The organism is Streptomyces enissocaesilis (assembly GCF_039533765.1).
Classification (GTDB): Bacteria; Actinomycetota; Actinomycetes; order Streptomycetales; family Streptomycetaceae; genus Streptomyces; species Streptomyces enissocaesilis.
Genome location: NZ_BAAAUD010000041.1, coordinates 12,413 through 30,424, shown reverse-complemented (window position 1 = coordinate 30,424; position 18,012 = coordinate 12,413). Strand labels below are relative to the sequence as shown.

Annotated in this window: 18 protein-coding genes and 1 pseudogene; 11 read left to right on the top strand and 8 right to left on the bottom strand. The window is 71.3% G+C overall.

Annotation, left to right across the window (positions count from 1 at the left end; translation table 11 throughout):
* The first annotated feature begins 33 nt into the window (after nt 1-33).
* The gene (locus tag ABD374_RS20475) at nt 34-1,632 is read left to right on the top strand and encodes a Na+/H+ antiporter (protein WP_344497029.1); all 1,599 of its coding nucleotides are present in this window, start codon (nt 34-36) and stop codon (nt 1,630-1,632) included.
* Here the strand turns inward: ABD374_RS20475 and ABD374_RS20470 are convergent.
* Together ABD374_RS20470 and ABD374_RS20465 are read right to left on the bottom strand one after the other, a co-directional pair.
* Nucleotides 1,611-2,666 (bottom strand): 1-aminocyclopropane-1-carboxylate deaminase/D-cysteine desulfhydrase, encoded by a 1,056-nt coding sequence (locus tag ABD374_RS20470; protein ID WP_344497028.1) that lies wholly within the window; start codon nt 2,664-2,666, stop codon nt 1,611-1,613. The two genes, ABD374_RS20475 and ABD374_RS20470, sit on opposite strands and share 22 nt — an antisense overlap.
* A 34-nt stretch (nt 2,667-2,700) precedes the next feature.
* On the bottom strand, nt 2,701-3,291 hold the full coding sequence (locus ABD374_RS20465; protein WP_344497027.1) for an N-acetylmuramoyl-L-alanine amidase: 591 nt from the start codon (nt 3,289-3,291) through the stop codon (nt 2,701-2,703).
* A gap of 252 nt (nt 3,292-3,543) precedes the next feature.
* Between ABD374_RS20465 and ABD374_RS20460 the strand changes: the two genes are divergently transcribed.
* The 7 genes and pseudogenes from ABD374_RS20460 (at nt 3,544) to ABD374_RS20430 (ending at nt 10,906) form a co-directional block, all read left to right on the top strand.
* Nucleotides 3,544-4,959, top strand: a complete 1,416-nt coding sequence (locus tag ABD374_RS20460; RefSeq protein WP_344497026.1) for a family 2B encapsulin nanocompartment shell protein — start codon at nt 3,544-3,546, stop codon at nt 4,957-4,959.
* Between the two features lie 85 nt (nt 4,960-5,044).
* A complete protein-coding gene (locus ABD374_RS20455; RefSeq protein ID WP_344497216.1) occupies nt 5,045-6,088 on the top strand; it encodes a family 2 encapsulin nanocompartment cargo protein polyprenyl transferase in 1,044 nt (347 codons plus the stop codon).
* Between the two features lie 127 nt (nt 6,089-6,215).
* The gene (locus ABD374_RS20450; protein WP_344497025.1) at nt 6,216-6,848 is read left to right on the top strand and encodes a GNAT family N-acetyltransferase; all 633 of its coding nucleotides are present in this window, start codon (nt 6,216-6,218) and stop codon (nt 6,846-6,848) included.
* A gap of 234 nt (nt 6,849-7,082) precedes the next feature.
* Nucleotides 7,083-7,661, top strand: coding sequence for a dihydrofolate reductase family protein (locus ABD374_RS20445; protein WP_344497024.1), 579 nt, complete (start codon nt 7,083-7,085; stop codon nt 7,659-7,661).
* Between the two features lie 48 nt (nt 7,662-7,709).
* Nucleotides 7,710-8,459: a DUF6304 family protein gene (locus ABD374_RS20440; protein WP_344497023.1), complete on the top strand. Its 750-nt coding sequence runs from the start codon at nt 7,710-7,712 to the stop codon at nt 8,457-8,459.
* Nucleotides 8,460-8,789: 330 nt separating this feature from the next.
* Complete coding sequence (locus ABD374_RS20435; protein WP_344497022.1) at nt 8,790-9,671, top strand: SDR family oxidoreductase; 882 nt, start codon at nt 8,790-8,792, stop codon at nt 9,669-9,671.
* Nucleotides 9,672-9,701: 30 nt separating this feature from the next.
* A pseudogene (locus ABD374_RS20430) lies at nt 9,702-10,906 on the top strand (winged helix DNA-binding domain-containing protein).
* Between the two features lie 46 nt (nt 10,907-10,952).
* Here the strand turns inward: ABD374_RS20430 and ABD374_RS20425 are convergent.
* On the bottom strand, nt 10,953-11,630 hold the full coding sequence (locus ABD374_RS20425) for an HNH endonuclease family protein (protein ID WP_344497021.1): 678 nt from the start codon (nt 11,628-11,630) through the stop codon (nt 10,953-10,955).
* Between the two features lie 278 nt (nt 11,631-11,908).
* The gene (gene sodN, locus ABD374_RS20420) at nt 11,909-12,304 is read right to left on the bottom strand and encodes a superoxide dismutase, Ni (protein ID WP_344497020.1); all 396 of its coding nucleotides are present in this window, start codon (nt 12,302-12,304) and stop codon (nt 11,909-11,911) included.
* A gap of 144 nt (nt 12,305-12,448) precedes the next feature.
* On the opposite strand from sodN, the gene sodX reads away from it, so the two are divergent.
* Entirely contained in the window at nt 12,449-12,874 is a 426-nt protein-coding gene (sodX, locus tag ABD374_RS20415) for a nickel-type superoxide dismutase maturation protease (protein ID WP_344497019.1), read from the top strand.
* Here the strand turns inward: sodX and ABD374_RS20410 are convergent.
* A complete protein-coding gene (locus ABD374_RS20410; protein WP_344497018.1) occupies nt 12,778-13,407 on the bottom strand; it encodes a CGNR zinc finger domain-containing protein in 630 nt (209 codons plus the stop codon). The two genes, sodX and ABD374_RS20410, sit on opposite strands and share 97 nt — an antisense overlap.
* Before the next feature lie 86 nt (nt 13,408-13,493).
* On the opposite strand from ABD374_RS20410, the gene ABD374_RS20405 reads away from it, so the two are divergent.
* Nucleotides 13,494-14,276, top strand: a complete 783-nt coding sequence (locus ABD374_RS20405) for a class I SAM-dependent methyltransferase (RefSeq protein WP_344497017.1) — start codon at nt 13,494-13,496, stop codon at nt 14,274-14,276.
* A gap of 63 nt (nt 14,277-14,339) precedes the next feature.
* On the top strand, nt 14,340-14,837 hold the full coding sequence (locus tag ABD374_RS20400) for a SigE family RNA polymerase sigma factor (RefSeq protein ID WP_425577285.1): 498 nt from the start codon (nt 14,340-14,342) through the stop codon (nt 14,835-14,837).
* A gap of 139 nt (nt 14,838-14,976) precedes the next feature.
* On the opposite strand, the gene ABD374_RS20395 is transcribed toward ABD374_RS20400, so the two are convergent.
* Genes ABD374_RS20395 through ABD374_RS20385 form a run of 3 tightly spaced genes read right to left on the bottom strand, consistent with a single transcriptional unit; the run spans nt 14,977 to nt 17,686 of the window.
* Nucleotides 14,977-15,738, bottom strand: coding sequence for an amino acid ABC transporter ATP-binding protein (locus tag ABD374_RS20395; RefSeq protein ID WP_344497016.1), 762 nt, complete (start codon nt 15,736-15,738; stop codon nt 14,977-14,979).
* Nucleotides 15,735-16,679 (bottom strand): amino acid ABC transporter permease, encoded by a 945-nt coding sequence (locus ABD374_RS20390; protein WP_344497015.1) that lies wholly within the window; start codon nt 16,677-16,679, stop codon nt 15,735-15,737. The genes ABD374_RS20395 and ABD374_RS20390 overlap by 4 nt, the downstream gene beginning before the upstream one ends.
* Nucleotides 16,680-16,708: 29 nt before the next feature.
* Nucleotides 16,709-17,686, bottom strand: a complete 978-nt coding sequence (locus ABD374_RS20385) for an ABC transporter substrate-binding protein (RefSeq protein WP_344497014.1) — start codon at nt 17,684-17,686, stop codon at nt 16,709-16,711.
* Between the last annotated feature and the right edge of the window lie 326 nt (nt 17,687-18,012).

Sequence of the window (18,012 nt, the reverse complement as noted above, 5' to 3'; positions counted from 1 at the left end):
GACGCCGAGGCGGACGAGGGCGGGTGGGAACCGATGGACGCATTGCCACTGCTGGTGCTGATCGCGGGAAGCGCGGTGATCGCGGGGGCCGCCCGCAGGACGCCCGTGCCGGCGCCGTTGCTGCTGGTCGCGGCGGGGCTCGTGGCGGCGTACGTCCCCGGAGTGCCGGACTACACGCTGAGCCCGGACATCGTGCTGCCGCTCCTGCTGCCGCCGCTCCTGTACACGGCCGCGGTGGACAGTTCGTACCTCGACCTGCGGGCGAACGTCAGACCCGTCGCCCTCCTGTCGGTCGGTTATGTGCTGTTCGCGACCGTGACCGTCGGCTACTTCGCGTACCTCGTCGTTCCCGGGCTTCCGCTGACGTCCGCGCTGGTCCTGGGGGCCGTGATCGCTCCGCCCGACGCGGTGGCCGCGACCGCCGTCGCCCGCCGGGTCGGGCTGCCGCCGCGCATCACCGCGATCCTCCAGGGCGAGTCCCTGGTGAACGACGCCACCGCCATCACCGCCTTCAAGGTCGCGCTGGCGGCCGCGGTGGGGGAGGGGGCGAGCTGGGCCGGCGGGATCGGGGAATTCGCGGTCGCGGCGGTCGGCGGGGTGGGGGTCGGGCTGCTGCTGATGGTGCCGCTGCACTGGCTGCGTACGCACCTCGAGGAGCCGCTGTTGCAGAACACGCTGTCCCTGCTGATCCCCTTCGTGGCCTACGCCGCGGCCGAGCACGTCCACGCCTCCGGGGTGCTCGCCGTCGTGGTCGTCGCCCTCTACCTGGGGCATCGCTCCTGGCAGGTCGACTTCGCGACCAGGATCCAGGAACACGCCGTCTGGAGGATGGTGTCCTTCATCCTCGAATCGGTGGTGTTCGCGCTCATCGGGCTCCAGCTGCCGTACGTCCTGCGCGAGCTCGGCCCCTACGGGGGCGGCCGGGCCTTCTGGTACGCGTTCGCCGTGTTCGTGGCGGTCGTCGTGGCGCGCTTCGTGTGGGTCTTCCCGGCGACGTACCTTCCGCGGATCCTCTCCGAGCGCGTCCGCACACGCGAGCCGGGCGTCACCTGGACCTCACCCGTGATCGTCGGGTGGGCCGGCATGCGCGGCGTCGTGTCCCTCGCGATCGCCTTCTCGATCCCGCTGACCGCCGACCACGGCGAACCGTTCCCCGCGCGGAACCTCGTCCTCTTCCTGACCTTTACGACTGTGATCGCCACACTGGTCGTCCAGGGGCTCACTCTCACGCCGCTGATCCGCCTGCTGAAGCTTCCCCCGCGCGACGTGTACGCCGAGACACTCGCCGAGGCGCAGGCACAGAGCGAGGCGTCCTCGGCCGCCGAGGCGCGGCTGGAGGAACTGCTCGCCGACCGGCGCAACGCACTGCCGCAGCCGCTCGCGGACCGGCTCCGGACCGTTCTGGAGAGGCGTCGCAACGCCGTCTGGGAACGGCTGGGCGCGGTCAACGAGGAGACCGGGGAATCGGCGGACGCCACGTACCGGCGTCTCGCCGGGGAGATGATCGCGGCCGAGCGGGCGGTCTTCGTGGAACTGCGCGACCGGCGGCGCATCGACGACGAGATGCTGCGCAGCCTGATGCGCAGACTGGACCTGGAGGAGGCGGCGGCCTACCGGGCGGAGTCCGGCTGACCCGTGATCACGGCTGCGACGGTGGTGCCGGGCGGGAAGGCACCCTCGGCGGCGAGCGTGGTCAGTCCGTGCAGCATCTTGGCGACGTAGAGCCGCTCCACGGGGAGCTCGTGCCGGTCCTCGAAGTCCGCGGCGAACGCTTCGAGTGCCGGAGTGGTACGGGCGTAGCCGCCGCAGTGGAAGCGGTCGTCCAGCGTCCAGTCGCCGGCCGGGGCACCGAAGGCCGTGTCCTGGAGCGCCCGTATCTCCTCGCCGAGGAAGCCGCCCTTGAGGACCGGGAACCCGATGACGCGCTGCCCGGGGCCGAGGCCGGCGGCGAGGCCGGCCACGGTCCCGCCGGTGCCGCAGGCGACCCCGACGACGTCGGCGACGCCGCGCAGCTCCTGCCCGAGTGCGGTGCACCCCTGCGCGGCGAGGGCGTTGCTGCCGCCTTCGGGGACGACGTAGACGCTCTCCGTCCCGCCGCCTCCCGGGCCGGGGCGAGCCTCGGGCCCCGGACGCCCTTCGGGTGTGTCCTCGCACGCCGGACGGGCTGGTGCCACAGCGGGCAGGGGCGGGCCCGGGAGGGGCGGACCGGGGAAGAGGTCCCGCGCAGCGGTCGTAGTGGCCTCGGCCACGAGGGCGGCGAGCACCTCGGGGTCGTTCTTCGCGCGGTACGTCGCCCGGTCCACGAAGTGCAGCCGCATGCCGTCCGCCGCGCAGCGGGCCAGGGAGGGGTTCAGGGGGCGGCCGGCCAGTTCCTCGCCCCGTACGACGCCGATCGTCGGGAAGCCCAGCAGGCGGCCGGCCGCGGCCGTGGCCCGCAGATGGTTCGAGTACGCGCCACCGAAAGTCAGCACCGTACGGCCCGCCGCCGCGCGCAGGTTCAGGTCCAGCTTGCGCCACTTGTTGCCCGGCAGGTCCGGGTGGATCAGGTCGTCGCGCTTGAGCAGCAGCCGTACGCCGCGACGAGTGAAGCGCTCGTCCTCGGCCTGCCGCAGCGGCGACGGAAGCCGCGGCCGCAGGCGGGAGAGATCGAGCGCTTCCGGGGTCATGCCCCCATTGTCGCCACCGGTGTCGCCACCGGCGTCACTGGAGGCGCTCGTGGATGCGCGCGCGCATCGTGTTCATCGAGAAGCCGCGCGGGTCGATCTTGCCCGGCTGCCATTCGAGGTGACCGATGACGGAACGGGAGTTCCACCCGTGGTGCCGGCAGATCGCCGCCGACGCCCGCTCGATGGCTTCGAGCTGTGCCTTGGGCCACGGGTCCTCGCCGTCGCCGAGGTTCTCGCACTCGAAGCCGTAGAAGTGCCGGTTTCCGTCGGTGTTGGCCTCGTTGTCGCGCGGCAGTGCCCGCTCGGCGATGACGGCGCGCAGTACGTCGTCGTCGCCCATGCCCGCGTGGTTGGCGCGGCCGTACCCGACCAGGTGGATGGTGCCGCTCTTGGCGATCACGCCGTGGCAGAGCGGGCCCGGGAGGCCCGGGTAGCCGTCGCGGCAGATACGGACGGTCTTGGAGGTGCCCGAGGTGACGGTGTGGTGGATCATCACGCCGTGAACCGGTCCCCAGGGGCCTTTGTGGTTGCGGTTGTGCGTACGCCAGTCGCCGACCTGGACGACGGTGATGCCCTCGTCTCTCAGTACGTCGAGGAACCTGCTCGCGGACATGGGTGTGGCCATGACCGCCTCCTTATGTGAGATGCGGATCGTCTCGTACCGCTTGCTTGTACCCGAACTCGGCTGCCACGGCTATGTTTTCGGACCGCGTACGAGCCGATTCGGTCAGTTTTGGCGCAGGGCGGCCGTCTCGGCGCCGTGTCACATGCCCCGCCCTCCGGTGATCTAGTCACATCCGTTTGTGTGATGGTGCTGTGACTCCGTGTCCTGAAAGGCTTGTGCGCGCAGGCCAGTTCATGATCGAGAGGGAGTCAGATGTCGGTCGAGGCAAGTTCCGGGATCCGAGAAGAGCAGGCACAACCGCAGCAACAGAGTCTCGGTACGGCCGCCGCGCGGAACTTGGCCACCACCACCAAGACCGTCCCGCAGATGCAGGAGATCACCTCGCGGTGGCTGCTGCGGATGCTGCCGTGGGTCCAGGTCCAGGGCGGTACGTACCGGGTGAACCGCCGGCTCAGCTACGCGGTCGGCGACGGACGGGTGACGTTCGTGCAGACGGGGGAGCGCGTCCAGGTCATCCCGGCCGAGCTCTGCGAGCTGCCCGCGCTGCGCACCTTCGGCGACGAGGCGGTGCTCGGCGAGCTGGCGCAGCGGTGCGAGCAGCGGGAGTTCGCGGCCGGTGACGTGATCGCCGCCTCCGGGGACGCCGCGGACACGGTCTACCTGCTGGCGCACGGCAGGGCCGAGAAGATCGCGCCGGGGGCGTACGACGACGAGGCGGTGCTCGGCGTCCTCGCGGACGGGGCGTACTTCGGCGACCAGGCGCTCGTCGAGCAGGAAGGCACCTGGGGGTGCACGGTCCGCGCCGCGACCGCGTGCACCGTGCTGGCGCTCTCCCGGCAGGACGTGCTGACGCTGGCCGACCGCGCGGATTCGCTGCGCGACCACCTCACGCGGGTACGGTCGCTGCCCCGCCAGCGCACCAACAGGTACGGCGAGGCGCCCATCGACCTGTCGGCGGGCCATGTCGGCGAGGCCGTCGTCCCGCACACGTACGTCGACTACGACGCGGCGCCGCGCGAGTACGAGCTGAGCGTCGCGCAGACCGTGCTGAAGGTCCACAGCCGGGTCGCGGACCTCTACAACCAGCCGATGAACCAGACCGAGCAGCAGCTGCGGCTCACGGTCGAGGCGCTGCGCGAGCGCCAGGAGCACGAGCTGATCAACCACCGCGAGTTCGGGCTGCTCCACAACTGCGACTACGGGCAGCGCCTCCAGCCGCACGACGGCGTGCCCAGCCCGGACGACATGGACGAACTGCTGTCGCGGCGGCGCGGCTCCAAGCTCTTCCTCGCCCACCCGCGCGCCATCGCCGCCTTCGGGCGTGAGTGCAACAAGCGGGGTCTGAACCCGGAGAGCATCGAGATCGGCGGCAGCCGGGTGCCCACCTGGCGCGGGGTCCCCATCTTCCCGTGCAACAAGATCCCGGTGAGCGACGCCCGTACGACCTCGATCATCTGCATGCGTACGGGCGAGGCCGAGCAGGGTGTCGTCGGACTCCAGCAGAGCGGCATCCCCGACGAGATCGAACCGAGCCTGTCGGTGCGCTTCATGGGCATCGACGAGCAGGCGATCATCTCGTACCTGGTCACGGCGTACTACTCGGCGGCGGTGCTGGTGCCGGACGCGCTGGGCATCCTGGAGAACGTCGAGATCGGCAGGTGGCACTGAGCCCGGCATTCGGCCGGGCGGCGGTCCGGTGCCCCCCGGCCGGGGGGGCACCGTGCAAGCACTGCTGGAGGAAGTGACCGTGACCATGACCGGAGCGGAGGCGGCCGCCACCGAGGGGCACGATGCGGCGGCCCTTCTCGAACGGACCCGCAGCACCGTCAACCCCCAACTGCGCACAGGCGTGGAGAGTCTGCCCGCGTCCATGCGCCGGATCGCGATGTACCACTTCGGCTGGGAACAGGCCGACGGCACCCCGGCCGCGGGGCAGGCGGGCAAGGCGATCAGGCCCGCTCTCGTCCTCGCCGCCACACAGGCGTTCGGCGGGGACCCGCGCCGGGCCGTGCGGGCGGCGGCGGCCGTGGAGCTCGCGCACAACTTCACGCTGCTCCACGACGACGTCATCGACGAGGACCAGACCCGGAGGAACCGGCCCACCGCCTGGAAGGTGTTCGGCGTACCGGACGCGATCGTCGCCGGGGACGCGATGTGCGCCCTCGCGCTGCGGCTGCTCGCCGAGGATTCGCACCCGGCGGCGGCCAGGGCGTCGGCGCGGCTCGCCGCCTGCGTCATCGAACTGTGCGCGGGACAGCAGGCCGACTGCGAATTCGAACGGCGCGGGCCCCGGGAGGTGTCGCTCGAAGAGTGCCTCACCATGGCCGAGGCCAAGACCGGAGCCCTGCTCGGCTGCGCGTGCGCGCTCGGCGCCCTCTACGCGGGCGCCGGCGAGGAGGAGGTCGCGGCCATGGACGCCTTCGGGCGTGAGGCGGGCCTGGCCTTCCAGCTCATCGACGACCTGATCGGGATCTGGGGCGACCCCTCCCACACGGGCAAACCGGCGGGCGCCGATCTGGCCGCCCACAAGAAGTCGCTGCCGGTGGTGGCGGCGCTGACCTCGGGCACCGAGGCCGCCGCCGAGCTCGCCGGTCTCTACGCGGGGCCGCTGGACGGGGACGCCGTGCGGCGGGCGGCGGACGCCGTCGACCGGGCGGGCGGCCGGGACTGGGCGCAGGTCCAGGCGGCGGACCGGATGGGCCTGGCCGTGCACCACCTGTCGTGCGCGGTGCCCGATCTGGGGGCGGCGGGGGACCTGCTCGCGCTCGCCGAGTTCGTCACCCGCAGAACACGCTGACCGGCGACGCCGCCGGACGGTGCGGGCGCCCGCGGGGAACCGCGGGCGCCTGTCTGCTTCAACTCCAGGATCTGCCAGGGTAATCGCGTCAGTTCAGATCCTGATCCTGGAGAAGAGAGGCCGGACCGTGGGCGTGGAGATACGACAGGCGGGGGAGAGCGACCGTGAGGCGCTCGTACGGCTGCTGGACGCGGCCTTCATGGACGATCCGGTGAGCAGCTGGGTCTTCCCCGACCGTGTCCACCGCGGTCGCGTGCACGGCGCGTTCCTCGGCGTCTTCCTCGATGTGGCACTGCGCGAGGGGCGGGTCGACGTCACCGGGGACGGATCCGCCACGGCCCTCTGGCTCCAGGTGCCGGCCGGCCTGCCGGAGGAGGAGGACGACACGCCCGCACGGATGCGGGAGGCCGCCGACCCGGACAACGAACGCGCCGAGCTCGTCGGCCGGCTGACCGGCGAGGTGCACCCGCACGACCGGGCGCACGAGTACCTGCTGCTCATCGCCGTCTCCCCCGACCGCCAGGGGGAGGGGCTCGGCACCGCGCTGATCCAGCCCGTCCTCGACCGCTGCGACCGCGACGGCGTACCCGCCTATCTGGAGGCGAGCAGCGCGCGCAGCGGCAAGCTGTACGAGCGTCTCGGTTTCGCCTTCACCGACCGTAGGGTCGACCTGCCCGACGGCCCTCATATGTGGCCCATGTGGCGCGAGCCGGTCGCCCAGCGGCTCCCCGGCCTCGCTCCGGTGGCAGTGAACGGCTGACGTTCTTCTCCACCGGTGTGCTCAGTCCGTCCTCCGTGAGCACCCCGCGCGGCGCCTGGCTTCGGCGGTCCGGGCCGGATCGAGGGCCGTCGGGCGCTTCTCCGCTCCCTTTTCGAAAAAAGGTCTTGCGTAACCACTATGGGTGGAGCACTCTATTCATAGTGGTTTTGGGCGGGAGGTACTGCACCCGCCTCTCGCCCCGCGCCCTTCATGCCTTCCGATCAGAGGATCAGTTTGCGCAAGCTCACGTACTACGTCGGTATGTCCATCGACGGCTTCATCGCGGCGCCCGACGGTGCCTACGACTTCTATCCGGTGAGCGAGTCCTTCCTGAAGGACTTCCTGATCGGCGAGTACCCCGACTGCCTTCCGACCCACGCGCGCCGGCACCTCGGTGTCGACGAACTGGAGAACAGGCACTTCGACACCATGCTCCAGGGGCGCGCCACGTACGACGCGGCCCTGGAACTCGGGATCACCAGTCCGTACAAGCACCTGCGCCAGTACGTCGTGTCGCGCAGCATCGCCACGTCGCCCGACCCCGACGTCGAGATCCTCTCCGGCGATGTCGCCGCCAAGGTGCGGGAGCTCAAGCGGGAGGACGGACTCGGCATCTACCTCGTGGGCGGGGCGGATCTGGCCGCGCAGCTGCTGGAGGAGATCGACGAACTGGTCCTCAAGGTCTATCCGGTCGTGACCGGATCGGGCGTCCCGGTGTTCTCCGCCGAGTTCCGCGTGTTCGACTTCGCGCTCGAATCGACCCGTACCTTCGACAACGGCACGATTGTCCTGACGTACAGCAAGAAGCGTTGAGCGCAGGGCTGTTCGGGGACCGCGCACGAACGGGTTAAAGTCCGGACCATGACAGGAGAGCCATGGGCCGGCTGGTACCGCGACCGCGAGGGTTCGGCCGCCATCACCTTCACGGCGGACGGACAGCGGCTGCGCACCCGCATCAGGGGAGTCGGCTTCGAGGGTGACAGCTTCGAGGCGCTCGACCCGGTGGCCGCACTGCCGGCGGGCGGCGCGGGATTCACGCTGTCGGGCGGCTCGCTGTGCGACTGCGTGTTCGAGTGGGACATCCCGCTGCCGGTGTACGCCGACGGGCGGGTCCACCGCGCCGTCCTCAGCTGTCTGCTCACCCTCGGGCGGCCGCTCCCCTCGGGCGGCGTCGACCGCGAACACCTCGCGCTGGCGCTGCACTTCGACGGTGCGGTCTACGCGTCCGAACGTGCCGAGAACGACTTCGAGCACGCTCTGACGGTGATCCAGCGGCGCCTGCCGCCCGGTGCGTACCTGCGGTCCTGCATCTCCTGTGCCTTCTCCGACTACCACCCCTCGGGGAGCGGGCTGTTCGGCAACCTCGCCTGCTTCCGCAGGACGAAGGACGAGTACCGGGCGGTCGGGGGCGAGCGGGAGCTGCTCGAGCTGTGGGACCTGCGCTCCGGTTTCGTGCAGGAGACGTGGGCGTGCCCGGACTTCGAGCGCAGGCCGGCCCAGGGGCCCGGAACGGGGTACCGCGGTGCGTTCCCGTACGTGCGGGAGGAAGTCGCGGGGGCGGCGCCCGGGGGTGGGCCGTCGGGGCCCTTGGCCGCGGAGGCGGCCGGCTAGCGGGTTCGGGTACCCCCCCGGGGGCTCCGCCACCGCCCTTCCGGCCGTACGCGCGGCAGTGGCCCGTCGGTGTCGTCCCGGGTGGGCCCGCGGGCGGCGGCGCCGGGCGTACGCACGAGGAGGACGCCCCCGTCGCGGTGGCCGGGCAGGTGCCCGCGGCCGTACGAAGGGTGCGGGCGGCCGTGCGAAGGGTGCTCGCGGCCGTGCGGAGGAATGCTCCCCGGCCGAAGTCCATTGACGTTGTAGGGGGCGGCCGCCACCGCCGCCCGGCGCACCCGGCGGTTCGCCGCCGTACCGGCGGCAGCGCAATCAGCAGCAAAGGACACCCTCATGATTCCAGCCATCGCCGTCACCGGAGCGAGCGGCCAGATCGGCGGCCGTGTCGCACGCCGTCTCGCCGGCGCAGGCATCTCCCAGCGGCTCCTCGGCCGTGACCCCGCCCGGCTGCCCGACCTGCCCGGCGCGGTCAAGGCGCCGCCCGCCTCCTACGGCGACGCCCGGGCGATGCGCGCCGCCGTGGACGGTGCCCGCACGCTCTTCCTCGTCTCCGCGCACGAGAGCGCCGGCCGCGTCCGCGAGCACAGGACCGCCGTGGACGCGGCCGTCGCCGCGGGCGTCGAACGGATCGTGTACGTGTCGTTCCTGGGAGCGGCGCCGGACGCGACGTTCACCTTCGCCCGCGACCATTGGCACACCGAGCAGCACATCCGCGCCACGGGCGTGCCCCACACCTTCCTGCGCGACAGCTTCTACCAGGCCGCCTTCCCCGCCATGGCCGGCAGGGACGGAGTGATCCGCGGTCCGGGCGGCGAAGGCCGCGTCTCGGCCGTCGCGCACGAGGACGTCGCGGACGCGGCGACCGCCGTACTCCTCGCCGAGGCCGAGGGCCGCGGCGGTCACGAAGGCGCCACGTACGACCTGACCGGCCCCCGGGCCCTGTCGCTCGCCGAGATCGCGGCGGAGCTGAGCCGGGCCGCCGGGCGCCCGGTCGTCTACGTACCCGAGACGCGTGAGGAGGCGTACGCCTCACGGGCGGTGTACGACGCCGAGCCATGGGAGGTCGCGGGCTGGGTCTCGTCGTACGAGGCCGTCGCGAACGGCGAGGCGGAGACCGTCTCCGACGCCGTGCCCCGCCTGACCGGCCGCCCGGCCACCGGATTCGCCGAGTTCCTCCGCGAAAACCCCGGCAGCTACCGGCACTTGCTCGGTTAGGGGCGGCCGGGCCCGTTAGGGTCCGGTGCCATGCGAACGCGGATGCGGGTGGACACGGCCGAACGCAGGGCACGTCTGGCGCGGCGGCACCGGCTGGCGGCGGAAGCCAGGTCGGACGACCCGGTGGAGGTCGCGCGCGACCTGGTGGCACTGCACGGCACCGACCCGTCGTCCGTCCATCTCGGCGCACTGGTACGGATGAGGGCGGGCGGTGTCGCGGACGTCGAACGCGCGCTGTACGAGGACCGCTCGCTGCTGCGGCTGCTCGGCATGCGCCGCACGGTGTTCGTCACCTCCCTCGACGTCGCCCCGGTCGTCCAGGCGGCCTGCTCGCGCGCGGTGGCCGCGCGCGCGAGCGCCGCACGCTGCTGGAGTTCCTGGCCGCCACGGGTGTCGCCGCCGACGCGGCCGGCACCGAGGCGTGGCTGGCGGGAGCCGAGCGGGCGGCGCTGGAGGCGCTGGAGGCCGGGGGCGAGCTCACGGCCGCGGAACTGGCGGCGGCCGACCCCCGGCTGGCCACCGAGATCGTACTGTCGAAGGGCAAGGCGTACGAGGGCCGTCAGAAGGTCGCCAGCCGTCTGCTGCTCCTGCTCGCCGCCGAAGGTCTGGTGGTACGGGGCCGGCCGCGCGGATCATGGACGTCCCACCAGTACCGTTGGTCGCCGCTGACCCGGTGGTGTCCGGACGGCCTGGCCGAACTGGACACCCGGAAGGCCGAGACCGAGCTGGCCGGGCGCCGGCTGTGCGCCTTCGGACCGGGCAGGGCCGACGATCTGCGCTGGTGGACCGGGTGGACCAAGACTCAGGTCAAGCGGGTCCTGGCCGAACTGCGCCCGGTCGAGGCCGACCTGGAGGGCGGCGGCACCGGCCTGCTGCTCCCCGACGACCTCGAACCGACGCCCGCCCCCGCGCCGTGGGCCGCGCTGCTGCCCGCCCTCGACTCGACCCCGATGGGCTGGCACGCACGCGACTGGTACCTCGGCGAGCACGCCCCCCGCCTCTTCGACCGCGCGGGCAACATCGGCCCCTCCGTGTGGTGGAACGGCCGGATCGTCGGCGGCTGGGCGCAGGACAAGGCAGGCGAGATCGTCTGCCGCTACCTGGAGGACGTGGGCCGGGACGCCGAGGCCGCCGTACGCGCGGAGGCCGAGCGCCTCGCCCCGCTGCTGACGGGCGTACGCCTGGCGGCGCGCACGCGGGGCAGGACGTGGCTGGAGGAGGAACTGACCGCCTGAACCACCGGCCGCGGCGTTCAGGGGCGTCAGGCGCGGCCAAGCGGCATCAGCGGGCCAGCTGGTAGGTGATCTCCTCGGTCGGGCACTCCGCGACCAGATTCTGCAGCGCCGCCAGTTCGTCCGCGTCCACGGCCAGCCCCCAGCGCCCCTTCACCGCCGCCCACTCGGCGATGTACCGGCAGTCCGCGCTGTCGTCCGCCGGCTCCCACCGCGCCGGGTCCTTGTCCCCCTTGGCCCGCTTCACCGAGGCGGTCACGGCGACGAGCACCCTCGGGTCGGCCATGTCGTTCGCGTACTGCTGCCGCTCCTCGTCGCTCCACCCCGACGCCCCGCTGCGCCACGCCTCAGCGACCGGCACCAGGTGGTCGACGTCGAGGGCTCCGGCGCCGGAGTGGTCCCTCTTGTCGTAGTACGAGTGCCACGCCCCACCCGTGATGGTGCACCGCCCGTCGACGGCGGGCGGCGTGGTCGCCTCCGCGACGACCACCTCCGCCCGCGTGTTGCAGCCGTCCTGGTCCGGGTCGGTCCAGTGGGCGAACCTGTCGCTGCTGTACCCGGTGCTGTCCTCGGCGACGACGGGCAGGTTTCCGACGGCTTTCTCGACCGTCGTACTGACCGTGTCGCCGGGCGCGGCCACCGCGCCCGGCGCCGCGCCGGCGACGACTGCTACCGCTACCGCGGCCGCGGCGAGGAGCGTGGAAACCAGGGAACTGGGCTTGCGCATACCGATCCCTCCCTCTCGTACGGACGCACCAGTAGTAGCGAGCCCTGTCACCCGGACACGCCGGAGAACCCGCGCAAACCACCCGTACGGGGCCTCTTCGGGTTCGGGGCGGCGGCCGGGAGCGCCGGGAAGAGCCGGGAAGGACCGGGAAGGGCCGGGAAAAAGAAGACCGCACCCGCTCCGCCATGACCGCCGTGGAAGGCGGCCCGCGGAACGGGTGCGGACAGGTGGTGGGCGCCGAGGCCCGCGCGGGCGCGGGTCGGGCGGCCCGGACCCGGTCAAGCCTTCTTGGTCTCCCAGAAGATCTTGTCGATCTCGGCGATGTAGTCCAGCGCCTTCTGGCCCGTCGCCGGGTCGGTCGAGGCCTTGGCGGCGCTGAGTGCCTTGAGGGCGTCGTTGACGAGCTGGTGCAGCTCCGGGTACTTCTCGAAGTGCGGGGGCTTGAAGTAGTCGCTCCACAGCACCGAGACGTGGTGCTTGGCGAGCTCCGCGCGCTGCTCCTTGATGACCGTGGCGCGCGTCTGGAAGTGCGCGTCGTCGTTGGCCTGCATCTTTTCCTGCGTGGCCTTGACCGACTCGGCCTCGATGCGGGCCTGGGCCGGGTCGTACACGCCGCAGGGCAGGTCGCAGTGTGCGCTGACCTTCACCTTGGGGGCAAACAGGCGGGAGAGCATGTAAGAGCTTCCTTCCTCGTGATCGTCTTCTCAGGGGCGACATTACTCCGTGAGAGACGGCTTTTCGCGGGTGCCCCCATGGGCTTAGGTCAAAAGTCCAGGGTCAGTATGGGACTGGTGGAGGATCGGACCGGGAGGTGCCGAATGGTGGATCAAGGTCAGGAACCGACCGCGATGTTCGGGGTCGCGGAGGTGACGGGGCTTTCCATGGTGCCGACGCTGCTGCACCGCGATCAGCTGCTCGTGCACTACGGAGCGGCGCTGCGGCCGGGCGATGTGGCCGTACTGCGCCACCCCCTCCAGCAGGACCTGCTGATCGTGAAGCGGCTGGCCGAGCGGCGTGACGCCGGCTGGTGGGTGCTCGGCGACAATCCGGACGCCGAGGTCGTGGACAGCCGGGCCTTCGGCGCGGTGCCGGCCGAGCTGGTGCTGGGGCGGGTGCGGGCGCGGTACCGGCCGGTCCGGGCCGGGCGTCAGAGGTCGGTCGGGGTGGTGCTGTCCTGGCTGGTGTCGGCCGTGCGCCCCGTGCTCGCCGACCGCTCCGTCTCCAGGCGCTTGCGCGCGCGGTAGGCGGCGACGTTGGCGCGGGTCGCGCAGCGGTCGGAGCAGTAGCGGCGCGAGCGGTTGGTGGACGTGTCCAGATAGGCGTTGCGGCACGGGGCCGCCTGGCACAGGCCGAGGCGGTCCGCGCCGTGCTCGGTGAGGTGGAAGGCGAGGCCCATCGAGGCGATGGCGGCGTAGCCGGCGGTCACGTTGGACGGGTGGTCGGCGAGGTGCATGTGCCAGTCGGGGCGGCCGTCCTCCTTGAGCGTCCCGTGGCCGGAGATCTGCGGGCTGACCGGGAACTCCAGCAGGAGTGAGTTCAGCAGGTCGACGGCGAGCGTCTCGTCGCCCGTGTCCGCCGCCTCGAAGACCGCGCGCAGGCGGGCCCGTACGGAACGGAAGCGGGTGACGTCCGCGTCCGTGGCGCGGCGGCCCGCCGACGCGTTGCCGCCGAAGAGGGATCGGACCGCCTCCACCGACGTGAGGGTGTCCTTGTTGCGGGCCGGCTCCTCGCTGTTGACCAGGCGCACGGCGTAGTCCGAGTAATAGGCCAGTTCCACTTGTAGTCCTTACGGGGGCGGTCTAAAGTCTGCGTAATGGGTGGTTCTGCTTCGAGGGTATTACGGAATGGAGTGGAGGGGTTCTGATGACGGAGACGGACAGGGCGGCGGGGGCCGGTACGGGAACCGACTGGGCGGCCTGGCAGGAGAGCTGGGACCGGCAGCAGGAGTGGTACATGCCCGACCGCGAGGAGCGGCTGCGGGTGATGCTGGACATGGTCGAGGCGCTGGTCGGCCCCGAGCCGCGGGTGCTGGATCTGGCGTGCGGTACGGGAAGTATCACGGACCGGCTGCTCAAGCGGTTCCCGAAGGCCACCAGCACGGGTGTCGACCTCGACCCGGCGCTGCTCGCCATCGCGCGGGGGTACTTCGACGGGGACGAGCGGGTGGTGTTCGTGACCGCCGACCTGAAGGACCCCGAATGGACCCGTGCGCTGCCGTACGGCTCGTACGACGCCGTGCTCACCGCCACCGCCCTGCACTGGCTGCGCACCGACGCGCTCACCACCCTGTACGGGCAGCTCGGCGACCTCGTGCGCGCCGGCGGCGTCTTCATGAACGCCGATCGCATGAAGGACGAGGGCACCCCGCGCATCGACGCGGCCGAGCGCGCCCACCGCCACGCCCACATGGACCGGGCCAAGGCCGGGGGCGCGCTCGACTGGGCCGAGTGGTGGGCCCTGGCCGCCAAGGACCCCGTACTCGCGGAGCCGACCGCCCGGCGGTTCGAGATCTACGGCGAACACGCGGACGGGGAGACGCCCAGTGCCGAGTGGCACGCGCGGACGCTGCGCGAGACGGGCGGGTTCGGGGAGGCGCGGACCGTGTGGCGCTCGCCCTCGGACGCGCTGGTGCTGGCTGTGAGGTGATCCCCGCGGAGGCGGGGGCGCGGGAAGGCGGTACGGGCCGGTCGGTCCGTACCGCCTTCTCCCGTGCCGGGTTCTCCTGCGGGATTCCTCCCTCCCGCCGCACTGGAAGGGGGAGACGGTCCGCGGGCGCGGGCCGGGGAGGGCGGGACGGCGCGAAGGGACGAAGAGGCCCTGCACGCCTTCGCCGGGGGCAGGCGTACGGCGCTGTACCGCAGCGCCTGCCTGCTGTGCGGGGACCGTCACGAGGCCGAGGACCTGGTCCGGGCGACGCTCGTCAAGGCCGTGCTCGGCGGGCGGCGGCCGCAGCGGATCGACACCATCGAGGCGTACGCGCGCACGACCCTGGTGAGCAGCTTCGTCGCGTCCCGCCGCCGAGTCTGGCGGCGGGGGGCAGGCGTACGGCGAACTGCCGGGCCGGGCCGGGCGGGGCGGCAGGCCGGGGACGCGGACACCGGGCTGATGCGGGGGCCCTGGGCTCGCTTGACGCCTCCGGACGGCCGGGTGATGCCCGTACGGGACTCCACCGGCTTCCGGGGCAAGGGACAGCCGGGCCGCTGCTGAAGCCCCGCCGCCCACCCGCGACCAGCTGCGCGAGCTGTCGCTGCGGCCGGAGCCGCTGCCGGAGCAGTAGCGCGCGACCGGCCGGGGCAAGGAAGAGGGCGGTACGGACCGAGGGTCCGTACCGCCCTCCCGGGTCCGGCTACAGCACCTTCGACAGGAACGACTTCGTCCGGTCGTGCTGCGGGTTCGTCAGTACGTCGCGCGGGTGGCCCGACTCGACCACCACACCGTCGTCCATGAAGACCAGCGCGTCGCCGACCTCACGCGCGAAGCCCATCTCGTGCGTGACGACGATCATCGTCATGCCGTCCTCGGCGAGACCGCGCATCACGTCGAGCACGTCGCCCACCAGCTCGGGGTCGAGCGCGGAGGTCGGCTCGTCGAAGAGCATCAGCTTCGGCTCCATCGCCAGCGCGCGGGCGATCGCCACGCGCTGCTGCTGGCCGCCGGAGAGCTGCGAGGGGTAGTTCCCGGCCTTGTCGCCCAGGCCGACCCGGTCGAGCAGGCGCTCGGCGCGGGCCCGGGCGACGGCCTTCGTCTCGCCCCTGACCTGGATCGGGGCCTCCATGACGTTTTCGAGCGCCGTCATGTGCGGGAAGAGGTTGAAGCGCTGGAAGACCATGCCGATGTCCCGGCGCTTCAGCGCGACCTCGCTGTCCTTGAGCTCGTACAGCTTGTCGCCCTTCTGGCGGTAGCCGACCAGCTCGCCGTCGACGTAGAGCCGGCCGGCGTTGATCTGCTCCAAGTGGTTGATGCACCGGAGGAAGGTCGACTTGCCGGAGCCGGACGGGCCGATCAGGCAGAACACCTCGCGGGGCGCGACTTCGAGGTCGATGCCCTTGAGGATGTGGGCGGCGCCGAAGGACTTGTGTACGCCCTCGGCCTTCACCATCGCGGTCATGCCTGGCCTCCCGACGGGCTGCGGCGGAACGTCGTCAGGTTGGTCCTGATGCGCTGGAGCGGAGTGGGCGGCAGGGTGCGGGTGGAGCCCCGTGCGTAGTACCGCTCCAGGTAGTACTGGCCGATGCTGAAGACCGTCGTCAGGACCAGGTACCAGGCGGCGGCGAGGAACAGCATCTCGGCCGTCGCGCCCGAGGTCTGCGCGATGTCGGACGTGGACCGCAGCAGCTCCATGAACTGCACGGCCGAGACCAGCGAAGTCGTCTTCAGCATGTTGATGACTTCGTTGCCCGTCGGCGGCACGATCACGCGCATCGCCTGCGGGATCACGATCCGCCGCAGCGTCTTGGCGTGGCTCATGCCCAGCGCGTGCGACGCCTCGGTCTGGCCCTCGTCGACGGCCAGCAGACCGGCGCGGCAGATCTCCGCCATGTACGCGGCCTCGTTGAGGCCGAGGCCCAGCAGCGCCGTCAGGAACGGCGTCATGAAGTCGGACCACTCGTCCCGGTAGACCGGGCCGAGGTTGATGTACTCGAAGACCAGGCCCAGGTTGAACCAGACCAGCAGCTGCACGTAGACCGGCGTGCCGCGGAAGAACCAGATGTAGAACCAGGCGACCGCCGAGGTCACGGGGTTCTTCGACTGGCGCATCACCGCCAGGACGATGCCGAGCACGATGCCCATCACCATCGAGGTGATGGTCAGGAGCAGGGTGTTCCCGACGCCCTTCATGATCTGGTCGTCGAAGAAGTAGTCGGGGACCGCGTCCCAGTTCACGTCGCCCTGCGAGAAGGCGTAGACGACCGCCACGAACAGGGCGATGGCGACGGCCCCGGACGCGTACCGTCCGTAGTGCCGGACCGGGATGGCCTTGATGGCCTCCGGGCCTCCGGGCGGTGGAGGCGTGCCGGAGGAGTCCGGCTTTTCGATGTCAACAGTCACGCGAGTTGCCTTTCAGTGCCGAGCCCGGCTCAGGATCCGCCGTTGATCTTGGCCTCGGTGACCGCGCCGGCGTCGACGCCCCACTTCGAGATGATCTTCTTGTACTCGCCGTTCTTGATGATCGCGTCGAGGGCCAGGCGCAGCGCCTCGGTGAGCTCCTTGTTGTCCTTGTCGACCGCGATGCCGTACGGGGCGGCCTCCACCTGCTCGCCGACGAGCTCGAAGTCCTTGCCGCCGCCCGACGTCTTCACGGCGTACGCCGCGACCGGGAAGTCGGAGGAGCCGGCGTCGGCGCCGCCGCTGCGCAGCCGGGTCTGGGCCTCGAGGTCGTTGCCGAACGCCTCGACCGAGATCTTCTTGCCCTTCTTGCCCTTGCCGCCCTTCTCGCACTTCTTCGACTCGGACTTGGCCATGTCGTGCGAGACGGTGCCGCGCTGGACGACCAGCTTCTTGCCGCACAGGTCGGACCAGGTCTCGATGCCCTGGGTCTTGCCCTTCGGGGTGTAGATCGAGACGCCGGCGATGAAGTAGTCGACGAAGTCGACGCCCTCGCCCACCTTCTTGCCGGTGTCGGGGTCCTTGCCCTCCTGGCGGGCCTTCGAGTCCGTCATGGCCGACATGGCGATGTCGTAGCGCTTCGAGCGCAGGCCGGTGAGGAGGGTGTCGAAGGTGCCGTTCTCGAACTCGAACTCCACTCCGAGCTGCTTGCCCAGCGCGGCGGCCAGGTCGGGGTCGATGCCGACGACCTTGCCCTTGTCCTTGAACTCGACGGGCGGGTAGGCGATGTCCGATCCGACCTTGATGACACCCTTGTCCTGGATGGCCTTCGGCAGTTTGCCGGCGAGGGGGGCGGACGACGTCTTCGCCTTCGTCGGCCCGTCCTCCTTGGTGCCGCCGGTCTGATCACCGCAGGCGGTCAGCAGCATCGTGCCGGCGACCGCGATCGCGCCGACCGCGACAATCCGGGACTTCCTGGCGGTCGGGCGACGGGTGGAGCTTGCGGTCATGGTTGGTTCCTCCGGCAGGAAAAGGGAGTGGCCGAACGGTCGGGCACGCACCTTCGGGCGTCTCGACCTTGTGTGATTACCGGCATCTTGCCATTCGGACTAGCCCATTCAGGTGCCGAGTCATGTCAAAATCGGGTAACGGGTGACCCCCGAATCCCAACAGGCCGGTACATCAGGGCCGGATCATCTGTTGGGTACTGCCCTTACGGCCGGAGAATCTTCGGTCCGTCTCGCCATGTGGATGTCAATCATGCCGCCAAACGGACTTGTCCGCACATGCGTGTATGAGTCGTCACACTTGAGCGATACGGGCTCGTCGGCGGTGC

Bases quoted from the DNA above. Each gene is read 5' to 3' on its own strand.
- ABD374_RS20475 (WP_344497029.1), top strand. From the start codon at position 34: ATGGACGCATTGCCACTGCTGGTGCTGATCGCGGGAAGCGCGGTGATC.
- ABD374_RS20470 (WP_344497028.1), bottom strand. From the start codon at position 2,666: ATGACCCCGGAAGCGCTCGATCTCTCCCGCCTGCGGCCGCGGCTTCCG.
- ABD374_RS20465 (WP_344497027.1), bottom strand. From the start codon at position 3,291: ATGGCCACACCCATGTCCGCGAGCAGGTTCCTCGACGTACTGAGAGAC.
- ABD374_RS20460 (WP_344497026.1), top strand. From the start codon at position 3,544: ATGTCGGTCGAGGCAAGTTCCGGGATCCGAGAAGAGCAGGCACAACCG.
- ABD374_RS20455 (WP_344497216.1), top strand. From the start codon at position 5,045: ATGACCGGAGCGGAGGCGGCCGCCACCGAGGGGCACGATGCGGCGGCC.
- ABD374_RS20440 (WP_344497023.1), top strand. From the start codon at position 7,710: ATGACAGGAGAGCCATGGGCCGGCTGGTACCGCGACCGCGAGGGTTCG.
- ABD374_RS20435 (WP_344497022.1), top strand. From the start codon at position 8,790: ATGATTCCAGCCATCGCCGTCACCGGAGCGAGCGGCCAGATCGGCGGC.
- ABD374_RS20425 (WP_344497021.1), bottom strand. From the start codon at position 11,630: ATGCGCAAGCCCAGTTCCCTGGTTTCCACGCTCCTCGCCGCGGCCGCG.
- sodN (WP_344497020.1), bottom strand. From the start codon at position 12,304: ATGCTCTCCCGCCTGTTTGCCCCCAAGGTGAAGGTCAGCGCACACTGC.
- sodX (WP_344497019.1), top strand. From the start codon at position 12,449: ATGGTGGATCAAGGTCAGGAACCGACCGCGATGTTCGGGGTCGCGGAG.
- ABD374_RS20405 (WP_344497017.1), top strand. From the start codon at position 13,494: ATGACGGAGACGGACAGGGCGGCGGGGGCCGGTACGGGAACCGACTGG.
- ABD374_RS20395 (WP_344497016.1), bottom strand. From the start codon at position 15,738: ATGACCGCGATGGTGAAGGCCGAGGGCGTACACAAGTCCTTCGGCGCC.
- ABD374_RS20385 (WP_344497014.1), bottom strand. From the start codon at position 17,686: ATGACCGCAAGCTCCACCCGTCGCCCGACCGCCAGGAAGTCCCGGATT.